The following is a 14,501-nucleotide window of genomic DNA, read 5'->3' as shown; positions in this document are numbered from 1 at the left end:
TTCGATCCCCGTAGTTACCCCGGCTCGCGCGGAAACATCCCTGTGGCGCGGCCCGCAAGATCTGGTTCACTCGACAAGGTGAATGCCAACGAAAGTGCTTGACAATCAATCACTTCGGGCCGTCATGCGCGGTCCCGGTGGCTGGTGTCGCACCACGGGAAGCGGCGGCTGCGGCGGCAGGTGCACAGCGCGACCCGGAAGCGGTCGGAGGCGACCGTGCTGCCGTCCTCCAGTTCCACTTCCACCGGGCCCTCCACGAGCAGCGGGCCCTTGCGCTGGATCCTGACACGGCGAGGGGAGTCAGACGGGGAGTTCGGCACGGACGATCACCAGCTCTTCCTTCTCGTCGGCGGCCGACAGCAGCCCCTGCTCCCGCAGCCAGCGCTCTCTCCTGCGCAGCACGGGACCGAGCGCGATCCTGCGGCGCCCCGTCACGGTCGCCTTCAGGCCCGCGCCCCGCAGATGGTCGAGCGTGCGGTCGGGTCCGCTGAGCGCGGAGTGGACCATCAGCAGCACCCCGCCCGGGCGCAGCAGATCCGGCGCCTCCCGGCAGATCCGGTCGAGGACCAGCCGGCCGTCCCCGCCCGCGTCCCAGGCCCGGGCCGCACCGCGCGGCGCCGCGCGGTCCGACGGGGTCGGCACATAGGGCGGGTTGGACAGGATGAGGTCGAAGGACTGGCCCCGCACGGGTGCGAAGAGGTTTCCGCGGCGGATGTGCAGCGGCAGTCCGGCGAGCCACGCGTTCACGCGCGCGGTGCACACCGCCCGCCAGGACACGTCGACGGCCGTCACCCGCGAGCCACGGCGGGCGGCGGCGAGCGCCAGGGCGCCGCTCCCGGTGCCCACGTCCAGGACGTGCGCACCCGGCGCGAGTGGTTCCTCGGACAGAGCTCCGACCAGGAGGTCGGTGTCTTCCTGCGGGGCGTACACACCCGGGGGTACCAGTGGATTCACCTGGCTCAGGTACCCCGGCGGTCACGAAATAAAGGAGATTTCCGGAACGTCGCCCGCCCGCAGGGACGACCGGCCCGCCCGCCAGTCCTCCAGCAGCCGGGTGGCGAAGCGGTCCTCGACGAATCCGGTCGCGTCGATGCCGAACGCCACGTCCGGCGCCAGGTGCGGTTCGTCGGCCAGCAGACCCGCGATGACGTCCTGGCGTACGACCTGTTCGTGGACGGCGTCCGCCTCGACGTGCTCGTCGTAGAAGTGCTCGGCGGCGGGACCCGCCCCGGTGCGGCGCATCGCCTCGGCGAGCCGCCGGGAGCCGGGCGAGGAGGTGATCTCGACCGCGGCGAAATGGCCGACCAGGGCGCCGCGCAGGGCCCGGTGGAGGCCGAAGAGGGACATCAGGTTGACGGTGACCAGCATCTCCGCGCTCGCCGCGTCGAGATAGCGGCCGTACGTCGTGTCCAGGCCGAGGTCGGTCATCAGGTCGGCGAACAGCCGGGCGTGCACTCTGTCGGGGCGCCCGCCGCCGAACTCGTCGAACTCCACCGCGGCCATCGCCGCCTTGGCCCGCCCCGCGAGCCGTGGCAGCACCCACGCATGCGGGTCGGCCTCCTTGAGGTGGTACAGCGACCGCTGCGCGGCATACTCCCGCACCTGCCACAACTCACCCTCGTCGCGCAGGAAATGAGAGACACCGGCTCCGTCGACGGGCTCGACGAGCAACTCACCGAGCGCGTCCTCGACGGAGTCGTGCACCGGGGTGTCGGCGCGCAGCGCGGTCAGGAACCGATGCTCAAGACCTGCCCGCAGCCGCAGCAGATCCGGATCCCACTCCCGCTCCGGCCCTACCCCCGCGAACCCGCGATAGTGCAGCTCGTAACAGAGATACATCGCCAGCTGGAGGTCGTCCCCATACACCCCGGCCCCCGCCACGTCCTCATCCCGAGGCAAATCCCCGCTGCCCACCAGATACTCCTTGACGGCACCGGAAACGGGCCCCCGGGAGGCGGGCAGCAGCGGCCCTTCAGCATCGTGCTTCATGGCTCCCGGGTACCCGTGGGGCACCTCGTCACCCCCGCGACAGTGGCGCCCCTCAGGGGCGCGGGGCTGTAACACTGTGCGGCTCCGCCGCGGGGCGCGACCAGCCACAACGGTCCGGCACTCGCCATACGACCGCCCACGGCACATCCGACGGCGTCACTACCCTTCGGACTCCTCCTGCGCACCCACATTGGGCGTGATCGCGTCACCCGCCTCCCCTTCATGCCGCCCCCGTTCGGCGGAGCCCCCGGCACGGGTCTCCGCATCCTCGATCTCGCGCAGCACCTCCTCCAGCGCCGTGTCCTTCTGCTCATCCCTGTTCTTGTCGTCTCGCGACACGAGAACTCCTCCCTCTCCTCAACTCGTCGCGGCAGCGATCCGCAGCGGCACGGGCTCCGGCGCGGCCGGCGTCTCGTTGAGCCGGATGACCTCCGCCCACCAGGACGGCCCGTCCTCGATGTGCCGCAGCAGCACTCCCTCGCGGATCGCCCAGGGGCAGACGCTGACCGACTTCAGCCCGGTCAGCTTCATCGCGGTGTGGCCGACGACCGCCCCCGCCAGGCTCTGCGCGGCGCGCGGCGCGGAGATGCCGGGCAGCAGGGCGCGTTCGGCGACGGGCAGCGCGGCCAGCCGATCGGCGGCCAGCCGCAGGTCTCTGCGGTGCAACTCCCGTTCCACGAACGGTCCGTGGCGCCCGGGCGCGGCCCCGCACAGCCGGCCCAGCTGCTGGAAGGTACGGGAGGTGAAGACCGCGGTGCGCGGCCCCTCCCAGCGGATCCGCGCCGCCACGTCCCGCAGTTGGTGGCGGATCTTGCGGCGCAGGGCGCGTACCTGCTCGGGGGTGGGAGCGTCCTGGTCGGGGAAGAACTCGTGCGTGAGCCGGCCCGCCCCGAGCGGGAGGGAGGCCACGAAGTCCGGCAACCGGCCCCGCCCGAAGGCCACTTCGAGGGAGCCGCCGCCGATGTCCAGCAGGGCGAGCGGTCCCGACCGCCAGCCCATCCAGCGACGCGCGCCGAGGAAGGTCGGTTCGGCCTCGACCTCGCCGGGCAGCACACACAGCCCGACCCCGGTCCGCGAGCGGACGGCGCGCAGCACCTCCTGCCGGTTCGGGGCGGCCCGTACCACGGCGGTGGCGAAGGCCAGTGGCCCGGCGGCACCCCAGCGGCTCGCGGTGCGGGCGGCCTCGCCGACGGCTTCGACCAGCCGTTCCACGTCCTCCTGCGGGATGTCGCTCCCCGGTTTGACATGTTCAGACAGCCTCAGCCGCCACTTCGCGGTGTGCACCGGCAGCGGCACCCCGCCCTCCGCGTCCGCCACCACGAGCCGGACCGTGTTCGACCCCACATCCACGACGCTGATTCGCATGGGCCCGTGGGTACCCAATTGCGCGCGGACCAAAGCTCGGCGACGGTCTCACCCTGGTCTCGATCCTCCGAACCCCCCGCGACAGGCGACGACATACGACGAGGGGCCGCCGTCTCCCTGCAGACGGCGGCCCCTCGGTCCGGGCGGCTCAGGTCCCGGTGATCACATGTGGATCACCGGCGCGGCGTCCGCGTCCTGCTGGGACACTCCACGGCGGAAGAGCAGCAGGGCGATCACGGCACCCGCGGCGAACAGGCCCGCCGACCACCAGAACGCGGTGGTGTAGCTCTCGATCGTCGCCTGGGCCTGCACCAGCTTGCTGGTGGCGTCCCGGCCGGACAGGTAGTTCGTCGCGGCGCTCGCGGCGAGGGTGTTCAGCAGCGCCGTACCGATCGAACCGCCCACCTGCTGCATGGCGTTGACGGTCGCGGAGGCCACACCCGCGTCCTCCGCGGTGACTCCGCCGGTGGCCAGCTGCATGGAGGCCGGCATGACCAGACCGAGACCGAAGCCGGTCACGATGAGCTGCGGCAGCACCGCGCTGAGGTAGCTGGATCCGATGCCGATCCCGGTGAGCCAGGCCATGCCCACGGCGGCGACGGCGAAGCCCAGCGGAACGAGCGCCTTCGGCCCGGTGCGCGGCAGCAGGACCGTGGTCCCGAGCTGCGCCGCGACCATCAGGGCAGCCACCATCGGCAGGAACGCGACACCGGTCTTGGTCGGGCTGAAGCCGAGGTTGAGCTGGAGGTAGTAGGTGAGGAAGAGGAACACGCCGAACATGCCGCCGGCCGAGATCAGCACCGTGACGAAGGAGGCAGCGCGGTTGCGGTCGAGCAGGATGCGCAGCGGCAGCAGCGGGTGCGCGGCCCTGGTCTGCCACCAGGCGAAGGCTGCCAGCAGCACCCCGCCGACGATCAGGAAGCCCCAGGTCAGCGCCGAGCCCCAGTCGTGCGTCTCGGCGTTGGAGAAGCCGTAGACCAGCGAGAACAGACCGGCGGCGACGAGTACCGTGCCCGGGACGTCCAGCTTGCCGTTCCGCGCGTCACGGTGGTTGGTCAGCAGGAACCAGCCGCCGGCGAAGGCGACCACGGCGATCACGACGTTGACGTACAGCGTCCAGCGCCAGTCCAGCGCGTCGGTCAGCAATCCGCCGAGCAGCAGGCCCACCGCACCGCCGGCACCGGCGATGGCGCCGTAGACGCTGAACGCCCTGGCCCGTTCCCGGGCGTCGGTGAAGGTCGTGTTGAGCAGCGAGAGCGCGGCCGGCGCGAGCAGCGCGCCGAAGGCGCCCTGGAGGGCGCGCGCGCTGACCAGCATCCCGAAGCCGTTGGCGGCGCCGCCGAGCGCGGACACCGCGGCGAAGCCGACGACACCGGTGAGGAAGGCCGCCTTGCGGCCGAACAGGTCGGCTATGCGGCCGCACAGGAGCAGCAGTGAGGCGAACGCCAACGCGTAGGCGGTGACGATCCACTGGCGGTTGCCGTCGGAGAAGCCGAGGTCCTTCTGGGCGGAGGGCAGCGCGATGTTCACGATCGTCGCGTCGAGGACCACCATCAGCTGGGCGAGGGCGACGACCGCGAGGATCCACCAGCGTTTCGGCGACGCGGGGTGTTCGGGTTCGGCGAGGATGCCGACGTCGGCACCCTCGGCCAGGGTCTTCTGGGACATGAGAACCACTCCAGGGAAGTCGTTCGGGCTGGACGGTGAAACCGACGCAAGAATTTGAACGAAACGGTTTCGTACACCTGCACCCTAAACCCTTGCCGAGCGAAACGGCAACGTTTCGCTAGATGTGTTCTCCGTCTCTGTTCCATCCGCCCCGAAGGACTGATCCACCATGGCCGCTGATCTCACCGGTACCTATCTGACCCTGGACGACGGCCGCCCGGCCGTCCGCTTCAGCCGTGTCTACGACCATCCGATCGAGCGCGTCTGGCAGTTCGTGACCGACGCGGGCGAACTCGCCCACTGGTTCCCCTCCCGCGCCGAGATCGACCCGCGCCCCGGCGGCACGATCACCTTCACCGGCGACCCGCACATGCCCGAGTCCACGGGCCGGGTGCTCGCCCTCGACGAGCCGCGCCACCTCTCCTTCGCGTGGGGCGGCGACGAACTCCGCTTCGACCTCGAGGCCCTGGACGACGGCCGCACCCGCTTCACCCTGACCGACGTCCTGAAGTCCGCCGACACCGCCGCCCGCAACGGAGCCGGCTGGGAGGTGTGCCTGGCGGCCCTGGACGCGAGGGCACGGAACGAGCGGTCCGAGGGGCCGCACACCGGGGCGGGAGCACCCTGGAAGGAGTTCTACGACGGCTACATCCAGGCCGGCGTGCCCTCGGGAGCGCCCGTCCCCGGCCTCGACTGACCGGCCTCAGGCCAGCTGCCGCCGCACCAGCTCGTGCAGCCGCCCGCCCGTGTCCGCCAGCAGCTGCGCGGGCGGGCCCTGCTGGGCCACCTTGCCGTCCTCCATCACGATGACGCGGTCGGCGTCCAGAACCGTCGAGAGGCGGTGCGCGATGACGACCCGCGTCGCGTTCAGCGCCTTCGTCGACTCGATCACCGTGCGCTGCGTCTCGTTGTCCAGGGCGCTGGTGGCCTCGTCGAAGAACAGGATCCGCGGCCGGCGGATCAACGCCTGCGCGATCATGAGGCGCTGACGCTGGCCACCGGAGACCGCGCCGCTGCCCGAGACGATGGTGTGCAGCCCCATCGGCATCCGCTTGATGTCCTCCGCGAGCCCCGCCATCTCGGCCGCCGCCATCGCCTCCTCCGGCGTGTACGGCTCGGTGCCGCAGATGACGTCCAGGATCGAGCCGGTGAACGGCTGCGCGTGCTGGAGCACCACCCCGCACTGCCGGCGCACCGCCGACTGGTCGAGGGCGGCCAGGTCCTGGCCGTCGTACAGGACACTGCCCGAGACCGGCTTGTCGAAGCCGATCAGCAGCCTGAGCAGCGTCGACTTGCCGCAGCCACTCGGTCCGACGATCGCCACGAACTCGCCCGGGCGGATCTCGAAGGACACGTCGTCCAGGACCAGGGGCCCGTCGTCCGCGTACCGGAAGGACAGCCGGCGCGCCTCGATCGCCCCCGTCAGCGGGCCGGGCCGGGTGCTCGCCGTGCGCACCTCCGGCGTCGCCTCCAGCACGGGCTTGATCTCCTCGAACAGCGGCAGCGCGGCCACCACCGACACGAACGCGCCGGTCAGCTGGGTGACCGAGGTCAGCAGCATCGTCACCGAGGTGTTGAAGGTGAGGAACGCGGCGGCCGACATCACCCCGCGCGCGGGCCCCGCGAGCAGCATGAACATCAGCAGGGTGCACAGCGGCAGATAGACCGCGCCCATCACCGTGGTGAGGTTCTTGATCCGGCCGACCTTCTGCTGCAGCTCCCGGCTGCGGGCGAACTGTGACGCCCAGGCCGCGTACGCGTAGTTCTCGGCCGCCGCGACCCGCAGCTTCGGCAGACCGCGCAGGGTCTGGAAGGCCTGGTTGTTCAGCTTGTTGTTCAGCACGACCAGTCTGCGCTGCCAGCGCACCTGCCACAGACCGAGCCCGAGGAACGCGCCCGCGATGACGACCAGCATGCCGATCGCCGCCATCGCCATCGACGGGCTGTACCAGAACAGCAGGCCCAGGTTCATCGCGCCGACGGTCACCGACTGCGCGACGACCGGTCCGATGCCCGCCATCATGCGGCGGATCGCGCTGATGCCCATGGCCGCGCTCGCCAGCTCACCGGTGGAGCGCTCGGTGAAGAACTTCGTCGGCAGCCGCAACAGCCGGTCCCAGACGGCCGGTTGGAGCGTGGCCTCGATACGGCCCTCCAGCCGCAGGATGGTGAGGTTCTCCAGCAGCATGAAGGCCGCCGCCACCACGCTGGTCAGCATCACCGCGAGACAGACCTGCACGATGAGGTCCGTCTGGGCCCTCGGCACGAACTCGCCCAGCACCTTGCCGGTGGCGATCGGCACCAGCGCCCCGATCGCCACCGTCACCAGACCACTGGCCAGCAGGTTCATGAGATCGCCGCCGGTGCCGCGCATGCTGAACCGCAGCAGCCGCAGCGGGCTCAACGTCCGCTCGGGCAGCGGACGGTAGAACATCACCGCGCGCGGCTCGAACTCCTCCGCGTTGGCCTTCTCGATCGGCGTCTCACGTCCGGTCGACGGATGGACGGCCACATAGCCGCCGCGCCGCCACAGCAGCGCGACCGGCGCACCCGACAGGGCGCGGTGGCCCACCAGCGGCCCGATGTTGTCCCGCCACCAGCGGCCGTCGAGGCGTACGGCCCTGGTGCGCACCCGGGAGGCGACGGCCACCTGCTCCACCGGGTCCAGCCGGTCGCTTCCGGTCCCGCTCTGCGTGCGGTCGGCCAGCGGGATGCCGGCCGCCTCGGCGACCAGCTTGCACGCCGCGTAGCTCGCGTCGGCGTCGGCGGACGTCGTGCGCTGGGCGGAGGACTTGCCGATCGAGGCCAGCAGGGTCCGGTCGGCCTGGGCGCGGACGGCCTCACCCGCCTTGATCCCGGCGGCCGTCCGGGTCTCGTGGGTGCGCTCCAGCTGCTCGATCCAGCGGTCCAGGGTGGTCAGCAGCCGGTACTGCTGGTCGACCATGCTCTGCCAGACCGCCGGGTCCATCAGCAGGTCGGCCGCGGCCTCGGCGCCGTACAGCGAGCCGTACTGGACGCTGCCCGGCGGCACCTGCATCCAGAACACGTCCTCGTCCGTGACCTCGGCGGCCCGCTCGGTCGCCATCGGCGCCTGGAAGAGGACGGACAGCCCGCGGCCGACGCCGAGCGCGAGCGCGTACTCCAGGGGGCTGGTGGTCGGCGGGACGTACTGGGGGTTGCCGTACTCGTCGTAGGACCAGGTCTGGGTGTCGGCCGCCTGGTACAGCTCGCGCAGGCCGATGCGGTGGACCACGCAGTCGCGCAACGGACGGGCGACCAGGGTGTGCTGGGGTCCGAGGACCGGGCCGAGGACCAGTGAGCCCGCCTCCAGCCGGCCGAGGTGGTGCCAGTGGCCCTGCTGCACGGCGTCCACCGCGAACAGGTCCAGGCTGCCGGCCGCGACCAGCCACAGCACCTGCGGGCCCTCCAGGTCGAGCCGGGTCAGGCCCGAGCAGTCGATCCGGCTGCCCAGGGAGCCGAGGGCGCCGAGAACCAGGTCGCCTTCGTGTGCGGTCGTCATCTCATCGCTCCCTGACCAGCGCCGCGTACGCGCCGCCGCGTGCCACCAGGTCCTCGTGCCGCCCGCGCTCCACGATCGTGCCGTGCTGCAGGACGACGATCTCGTCGCTGTCGCGCACTGTGCTGAGCCGGTGCGCGATCACCACGCAGGCGCAGCCGCGCCGGCGCAGGTTGTCCATCACGACCTGTTCGGTCTCCGCGTCGAGCGCGCTGGTCACCTCGTCCAGCACCAGGATGCTGGGCCGGCGCACCAACGCCCGCGCGATCTCCAGGCGTTGACGCTGGCCGCCGGAGAAGTTGCGGCCGTCCTGCTCGACCCTGCTGTGGATGCCGCCGGGCCGGCGCGTCACCACGTCGTACAGGGCCGCGTCCCGCAGCGCGTCGATCACCGCGTCGTCCGGGATCGAGGGGTCCCACAGCGCCACGTTGTCGCGGACCGAGCCCTCGAAGAGGAAGACCTCCTGGTCGACGAAGGACACGGAGGCGGCCAGCGCCCCGCGCGGGATGTCCTCCAGGCGCTGTCCGTCGATGCGGATCACGCCCTCCCAGGGGGCGTACAGACCCGAGATCAGGCGGGAGACGGTCGACTTGCCGCTGCCCGAGCCGCCCACCAGCGCCACCTGCCGGCCCGGGCCGACCGTGAGGTCGAAGCCCGTCAGCAGCGGCTTGTCGAGCGGGTTGTAGCCGAAGGTGATGTTCTGCAGCTCGACATGGCCGTGCAGCCGGCGCGTGGAGTCGCCGGCGCCGGGACGCCCGTAGAGCGGGTCGGCCTGGAAGTTCTCGACGTCCTTGAGACGGGCCACGTCGGCGGCGAAGTCCTGGATACGGCCGGCGACTCCGTTGAGCCGGGTGATGGGGGCGGTGAAGCGGGTGACCAGCGACTGGAAGGCGACCAGCAGGCCCACCGAGATGCCGCCCTCGACCGCGCGCATGCCGCCGACCCAGAGGATCACCGCGCTGTTGAGCGAGGCCAGCGTCGGCGCGACCACGCCCAGCCAGGCGCTCGGCACCCCGAGCCGCTGCTGCTCCTCCAGCGTCGTGGCGTGCTGTCCGGCCCACTTGCGGAAGTAGCCGTCCTCGCCGCCGGTCGCCTTCATCGTCTCGATCAACTGCAGGCCCGTGTACGCGGTGTTGGTGAGCCGGGCGCTGTCCGCGCGCAGCTTCGCCGTCCGGGTGGCCCGCAGCCGGATGACGATCCGCATCGCGACGATGTTGAGCAGCGCGACCCCGATGCCGACGAAGGTCAGCTGCGGATCGTAGGTGTAGAGCAGGACGGCGTAGAGGACGACGACCACCGCGTCCACGCCCGCCGCCGCGAGGTCGCGGGCCAGGGTCTCGGCCACCTGGTCGTTGGACTGCAGCCGTTGCACCAGGTCGGCGGGGCTGCGCTGGGCGAAGAACGTCACCGGCAGCCGCAGCAGATGGCGCAGGAAACGGGCGCTGGAGAGGGTGGAGGAGATGATGCGGCCGTGCAGCAGGTTGACCTGCTGCAGCCAGGTCAGCAGGACGGTGAACAGCACGCACGCGCCCATCGACGCGAACAGCACGCCCAGCAGCGAGGTCTGCCCGCCGATCAGGAACATGTCGATATAGGTACGGCTGAGCGCCGGCACCGCCGCGCCGACCAGGACGAGCAGCAGGCTCGCCAGCACCGCGGCCGGCAGGGTGCCCGCCGTGCCGCGCAGCCGGGCGGGCATCGCGCCGAGGACGCCGGGCCTGCGGCCCCCCTTGGTGAAGCCCTCGCCGGGCTCCATCACCAGCACGACACCGGTGAAGCTGCCGTCGAAGTCCTCCATCGGCACGAAACGGCGGCCCTTGCCGGGGTCGTTGATGTAGACGCCGCGCCGGCCGAAGCGACGGCCCATGCCGTCGTAGACGACGTAGTGGTTGAACTCCCAGAACAGCACGGCCGGGGTCCTCACCTCGGCCAGGGCGGCCGTGTCCATCTGCATGCCCTTGGCCGTCAGGCCGTAACTGCGCGCCGCCTTCAGCAGGTTGCTGGCCCGCGAGCCGTCCCGGGAGACACCGCAGGCGATACGCAGTTCCTCCAGCGGGACGTGCTTGCCGTAGTGGCCGAGCACCATCGCGAGGGACGCGGCGCCGCACTCCACGGCCTCCATCTGCAGGACCGTCGGCGTGCGGACGGTCCTCGCCCTCCCCTTGGGAACCGGGCGCTTGGGCGGAGCGGAGCGGCGCCTGCTCCGGGTCTCCTGTGCGGTGCTCACGGCAGCAGCCAATCGACGGGACGCTGATCGGCCAGCCGGATCGAGCCCGAGGCCATGGTCATGGAGGTGAGGCCGAAGGGCGGGCCGTCCTTGGACGACCACCGGTAACCGCTCCTGGTCGCCGACGACCTGTCCAGCTTCACGAGTACGGCCACCGGGCGGCCCTTCTTGGTGAACTGCTCGCCCAGCTGGCTGTCGCCGAGGAACGCGGCGATCTGCTGGGCCGACTCCGCCGAGCGGTCCACCGACTTCACCTGGCCGCGCAGCACGCCGTACGTCTGGGTGGGCACCGAGGAGACGGTCAGGTCGACCTCGGCGTCCGCGGGGATGGCGGCGGCGTTCTCGGCGGGCACGTACACCGTGGCGTACAGCGGGTCGGAGGCGTGGGCGACCTTCTCCACGGCGGCCACGTTCGCGCCGGTCTGGATGATCTGCCCGATGGTGGCGGCGAGTCCGGTGATCCGGCCCGCGGCGACCGTGCGGACGACGGTGTCGCCCTGTGCCGTCCTGACCTTCAGGACCGGGGAGTCGGCGGGCAGTCGCTCGCCCTGCTCGGCGAGTACGGCGGTGACCTGTCCGGCAACCGGGCTCTGCAGGATGTAACTGCCCTGCCCGTGGGTGAGGATGGCCGGCGCGCTGACCGTGGAGGCCACCGAGCCGGTCACCGCCCACACCGAGGCGGCCGCCACCGCGACCACCGTCACGGACAGCGCGAGCCAGCCCTGCGGCCGGGCGAAGCGCACGGGAAGGTCGAGCTCCTCCGGCGACTGGAGCTTGGCGAGGGCCTGTTGGCGGAACTGCACGGGACTTTCCCTCACCTGAAAACGAGGAAGGACCGGCTCGGCGAGCCGGCTGGTTCACGACAACGACAAGCCCCGGAGCCGGCGAACGGCTCCGGGACTCAGGATCACAACAGGTGCGATCAGAGACCGGCGACCAGGTTGGTGACCGGGGCGGTGTTCAGGCCGGTGACACCCTCGACGGTGCCGACGACCGTGTCGACCAGGCCGGAAACCGGGGCGATGCCGTCCACCAGGCCGGTGACGGTGCCCAGGGCGTTGACCTGCAGGCCGCCGGAGACGTTGTCGAGCTCGGCGTCGGAGATCTCGACGGTCTCAACCTGGGGGGTGGAGTTCATGATGGAACTTCCCTTCATATGGATATCTCACAAGGGGGGAGCGGCACCCCTCTGAGGACAGAGCGACGACCGCGGACCGCGGGCGCCGGGCGTCCGTCTCCGGAGCCCTGAGCGGCTCCCGCGGTGCGATGGATCAAAGCACGCCGCTGGTCCGGGCTTCCAATCAACCAACCGTCTCACCAGGCAACTTGAGTCCCAGGGACCCCGATCCGTGCAGGAGTGCGCACGGCTCGGTGGCAGGTTCTTCACATGCGTCACCGCATCGGCTCGTCCCGGGTCTTGCTGATCGTCAGGCGAATCCGACACTCCCGTCGTAATGGCGTGGGGGAGCGGGCGCGCTTGTGCAGAACCTTCGCCCACCGTGACTTCGCTGAGTATTCAGTGTGCAGATTCTCTGGAGCCGGGATTCGGCGCGCGGTTCACGACGGATCGTCGTCGGCCGACTGCGGACCGTGTCAGCCCAGAAGCGCGTAGACCGTGCTCGCCCGGGCGGCGATCTCGCCCGAGTCCCCGTCGGTCATCGTGATGTCCGCAAACGCCATGCGCCGGCCGAGCTTGCTCAGGACCGCCTCGATCAGGACATCCGAACCGGACACCGCGCGCTGGAACGACGTCGACTGCTGAACCGTCGTCATGGGTCCGTACACCCCGCGCGCCGCCGACACCGCGATCACCGTCGCCGTGTCCGCGGCGGCCATCAGCGCCTGCCCCGACAGCCCTCCGCCCTCCCGTGACAAGCGGTCCGACCAGGGCAGACGCAGAATCGCCCGGTCGTCTCCCACCGCCTCGACACGCAGGCCCAACTCGAGCACCCAAGGGGCGAAGCTGGCGGAGAGGATCTTGTCGGCTTCGGCGGTCGTCATCGTCATATGGGCGATTGTTCCCCGTGTCGCTTCGTCAGACGCGAGTCATGGCCGATTCCGCATCCGGCAAAGAGAGTTGGCAAACGGAATTGAACGCACCACGCGGCCCGTGCGTACCAACAGCCATCCAGGCGCCAGAACAGAACAGCTGCCGAACGGCGGCACAGACTCCGGTCCCCCAGGAGGTCGAGAAGTTTGAGTCACAAGCGAATTCCGAAGCGCAAGGCCGCGATCGCGGCGGGCAGCGTCGTGGCGCTCGGCGCGGCCGCAATCCTGCTGCCGAACGCCAACGCCTCCCAGGACGGTTCGTCGAACGGCGCCGCCGTCGCACCCAAGACCCTGAAGGCGACGGACGCCTCGGATCTCGCCGCGCAGCTCCAGCAGTTGCTCGGACAGGCCTTCGCCGGTTCGTACTACGACTCGGGCAGCCAGCAGCTCGTCGTCAACGTCATATCCGGCGACAACAACGTGGTGGTGCAGGCGAAGAAGGCCGGCGCGAAGGTCCGCGAGGTCAAGAACAGCCTCGCCGCACTGAAGGCCGGGGCACAGACCCTCAAGGCCAAGGCGACCATCCCGGGCACGGCGTGGGCGATCGACCCGAAGACCAACAAGCTCGCCGTCACGGCCGACAGCACGGTCACCGGCGCCAAGTGGGACAGACTGACGTCGACGGTCCAGAGCCTCGGCGCCGACATGGCGACGGTGAAGAAGACCTCCGGCACCTTCAAGACCCTGGTGGCGGGCGGCGACGCCATCTTCGCCCAGGCGGAGGGCGGCACGGTCCGCTGCTCCCTCGGCTTCAACGTCACCGCCAGCGACGGCAGTCCGGCCTTCCTGACGGCCGGTCACTGCGGAGTGGCCGCCAAGCAGTGGTCCGACTCCGAGACGGGCCAGCCGATCGCCACCGTGGACCAGGCCACCTTCCCCGGCAGTGACTTCTCGCTGGTCAAGTACGACGACCCCAACACCCAGACCGCCAGCGAGGTCAACGCCGGCAACGGGCAGACCGTCCAGATCACCAAGGCCGCGGACGCCACCGTCGGCGAGCAGGTGTTCCGGATGGGCAGCACCACGGGTCTGCACGACGGCCAGGTCACCGGTCTCGACGCCACGGTCAACTTCCAGAGCGAGACCAACCCCGGCGGCGTGGACACCGTCAACGGCCTCATCCAGACCAACGTCTGCGCCGAGGCCGGCGACAGCGGCGGCTCGCTGTTCACCCAGGACGGCAGCGCGGTCGGCATGACCTCCGGCGGCAGCGGCGACTGCACCGCCGGCGGCGAGACCTTCTTCCAGCCGGTGACCGCGGCCCTGCAGGCCACGGGCGCCACGTTGGGTGACGGCGGGGCGGGCGCGGGTGCGGGTGCGGGCGACCAGGGCGGCGCGGCCGACCCCTCCGCCTCCGCGACCGACGGCACCGGCGCCGGTGACCAGGCGGGTGGCGGCGACGCGGTGGGTGGCGGCGACGCGGTGGGCGGCTCGGCCGACCCGTCCGCCTCCGCGACCGACGGCACCGGCGACCAGTCGGGTGCCGGCGCGGGCGACCAGTCCGGAACCGGCGCGGGCGACCAGTCGGGCGCCGGCGCGGGCGACCAGTCCGGAACCGGCGCGGGCGATCAGTCGGGGACCGGCGCGAACGACCAGTCCGGGACCGGCGCGAACGACGGCTCGTCGCTCACCCAGACCCGCTGATCGACCTCACCCGCGGTTCCGGTCGACAGTGGACGGCCCGGC

Annotated in this window: 13 protein-coding genes; 2 read left to right on the top strand and 11 right to left on the bottom strand. The window is 71.1% G+C overall.

What is annotated here, in order from left to right; translation table 11 throughout:
• Nucleotides 1–122: 122 nt before the first annotated feature.
• From MKW14_RS05630 to MKW14_RS05605, 6 genes are all read right to left on the bottom strand, one after another.
• Nucleotides 123–320 (bottom strand): CDGSH iron-sulfur domain-containing protein, encoded by a 198-nt coding sequence (locus tag MKW14_RS05630; RefSeq protein ID WP_240859355.1) that lies wholly within the window; start codon nucleotides 318–320, stop codon nucleotides 123–125.
• Nucleotides 301–954, bottom strand: a complete 654-nt coding sequence (locus tag MKW14_RS05625; protein ID WP_240859354.1) for a HemK2/MTQ2 family protein methyltransferase — start codon at nucleotides 952–954, stop codon at nucleotides 301–303. The genes MKW14_RS05630 and MKW14_RS05625 overlap by 20 nt, the downstream gene beginning before the upstream one ends.
• A gap of 21 nt (nucleotides 955–975) precedes the next feature.
• Nucleotides 976–1,989 carry an iron-containing redox enzyme family protein gene (locus MKW14_RS05620; RefSeq protein ID WP_240859351.1) on the bottom strand — a complete coding sequence of 338 codons (1,014 nt, stop codon included), beginning with the start codon at nucleotides 1,987–1,989 and terminating at the stop codon, nucleotides 976–978.
• Nucleotides 1,990–2,148: 159 nt separating this feature from the next.
• The gene (locus tag MKW14_RS05615; protein WP_240859349.1) at nucleotides 2,149–2,328 is read right to left on the bottom strand and encodes a hypothetical protein; all 180 of its coding nucleotides are present in this window, start codon (nucleotides 2,326–2,328) and stop codon (nucleotides 2,149–2,151) included.
• Nucleotides 2,329–2,346: 18 nt separating this feature from the next.
• Nucleotides 2,347–3,354 (bottom strand): Ppx/GppA family phosphatase, encoded by a 1,008-nt coding sequence (locus tag MKW14_RS05610; RefSeq protein WP_240859347.1) that lies wholly within the window; start codon nucleotides 3,352–3,354, stop codon nucleotides 2,347–2,349.
• A 162-nt stretch (nucleotides 3,355–3,516) separates the two neighbouring features.
• A complete protein-coding gene (locus tag MKW14_RS05605) occupies nucleotides 3,517–5,022 on the bottom strand; it encodes an MFS transporter (protein ID WP_240859345.1) in 1,506 nt (501 codons plus the stop codon).
• A 169-nt stretch (nucleotides 5,023–5,191) separates the two neighbouring features.
• Here MKW14_RS05605 and MKW14_RS05600 point away from each other — a divergent pair, with 169 nt between their 5' ends.
• On the top strand, nucleotides 5,192–5,719 hold the full coding sequence (locus tag MKW14_RS05600; RefSeq protein ID WP_240859342.1) for an SRPBCC family protein: 528 nt from the start codon (nucleotides 5,192–5,194) through the stop codon (nucleotides 5,717–5,719).
• Between the two features lie 6 nt (nucleotides 5,720–5,725).
• On the opposite strand, the gene MKW14_RS05595 is transcribed toward MKW14_RS05600, so the two are convergent.
• The 5 genes from MKW14_RS05595 to MKW14_RS05575 all read right to left on the bottom strand — a co-directional run bounded on the left by MKW14_RS05595 (nucleotide 5,726) and on the right by MKW14_RS05575 (nucleotide 12,773).
• Nucleotides 5,726–8,542, bottom strand: coding sequence for an NHLP bacteriocin export ABC transporter permease/ATPase subunit (locus MKW14_RS05595; protein ID WP_240859341.1), 2,817 nt, complete (start codon nucleotides 8,540–8,542; stop codon nucleotides 5,726–5,728).
• Nucleotide 8,543: 1 nt separating this feature from the next.
• Nucleotides 8,544–10,766 carry an NHLP family bacteriocin export ABC transporter peptidase/permease/ATPase subunit gene (locus MKW14_RS05590; RefSeq protein ID WP_240859339.1) on the bottom strand — a complete coding sequence of 741 codons (2,223 nt, stop codon included), beginning with the start codon at nucleotides 10,764–10,766 and terminating at the stop codon, nucleotides 8,544–8,546.
• Nucleotides 10,763–11,569: an HlyD family efflux transporter periplasmic adaptor subunit gene (locus MKW14_RS05585; protein WP_240859336.1), complete on the bottom strand. Its 807-nt coding sequence runs from the start codon at nucleotides 11,567–11,569 to the stop codon at nucleotides 10,763–10,765. Before MKW14_RS05585 ends, MKW14_RS05590 begins: the two co-directional genes overlap by 4 nt.
• Before the next feature lie 119 nt (nucleotides 11,570–11,688).
• The gene (locus MKW14_RS05580) at nucleotides 11,689–11,904 is read right to left on the bottom strand and encodes a type A2 lantipeptide (protein WP_240859334.1); all 216 of its coding nucleotides are present in this window, start codon (nucleotides 11,902–11,904) and stop codon (nucleotides 11,689–11,691) included.
• A gap of 455 nt (nucleotides 11,905–12,359) precedes the next feature.
• On the bottom strand, nucleotides 12,360–12,773 hold the full coding sequence (locus tag MKW14_RS05575) for a PaaI family thioesterase (protein ID WP_240859333.1): 414 nt from the start codon (nucleotides 12,771–12,773) through the stop codon (nucleotides 12,360–12,362).
• Between the two features lie 189 nt (nucleotides 12,774–12,962).
• Between MKW14_RS05575 and MKW14_RS05570 the strand changes: the two genes are divergently transcribed.
• On the top strand, nucleotides 12,963–14,459 hold the full coding sequence (locus MKW14_RS05570; RefSeq protein WP_240859332.1) for a S1 family peptidase: 1,497 nt from the start codon (nucleotides 12,963–12,965) through the stop codon (nucleotides 14,457–14,459).
• The last annotated feature ends 42 nt before the right edge of the window (nucleotides 14,460–14,501 follow it).

This window comes from Streptomyces gilvus, from assembly GCF_022513565.1.
Lineage (GTDB): Bacteria > Actinomycetota > Actinomycetes > Streptomycetales > Streptomycetaceae > Streptomyces > Streptomyces gilvus.
Note: the sequence above shows the minus strand (reverse complement) of the source record. Positions and strands in the feature narration are given on the sequence as shown.

What these genes read in the sequence shown, in the direction of transcription:
- MKW14_RS05595 (WP_240859341.1), bottom strand. Translation starts at nt 8,542, where the DNA reads ATGACGACCGCACACGAAGGCGACCTGGTTCTCGGCGCCCTCGGCTCC.
- MKW14_RS05605 (WP_240859345.1), bottom strand. Translation starts at nt 5,022, where the DNA reads ATGTCCCAGAAGACCCTGGCCGAGGGTGCCGACGTCGGCATCCTCGCC.
- MKW14_RS05600 (WP_240859342.1), top strand. Translation starts at nt 5,192, where the DNA reads ATGGCCGCTGATCTCACCGGTACCTATCTGACCCTGGACGACGGCCGC.
- MKW14_RS05610 (WP_240859347.1), bottom strand. Translation starts at nt 3,354, where the DNA reads ATGCGAATCAGCGTCGTGGATGTGGGGTCGAACACGGTCCGGCTCGTG.
- MKW14_RS05620 (WP_240859351.1), bottom strand. Translation starts at nt 1,989, where the DNA reads ATGAAGCACGATGCTGAAGGGCCGCTGCTGCCCGCCTCCCGGGGGCCC.
- MKW14_RS05580 (WP_240859334.1), bottom strand. Translation starts at nt 11,904, where the DNA reads ATGAACTCCACCCCCCAGGTTGAGACCGTCGAGATCTCCGACGCCGAG.
- MKW14_RS05575 (WP_240859333.1), bottom strand. Translation starts at nt 12,773, where the DNA reads ATGACGATGACGACCGCCGAAGCCGACAAGATCCTCTCCGCCAGCTTC.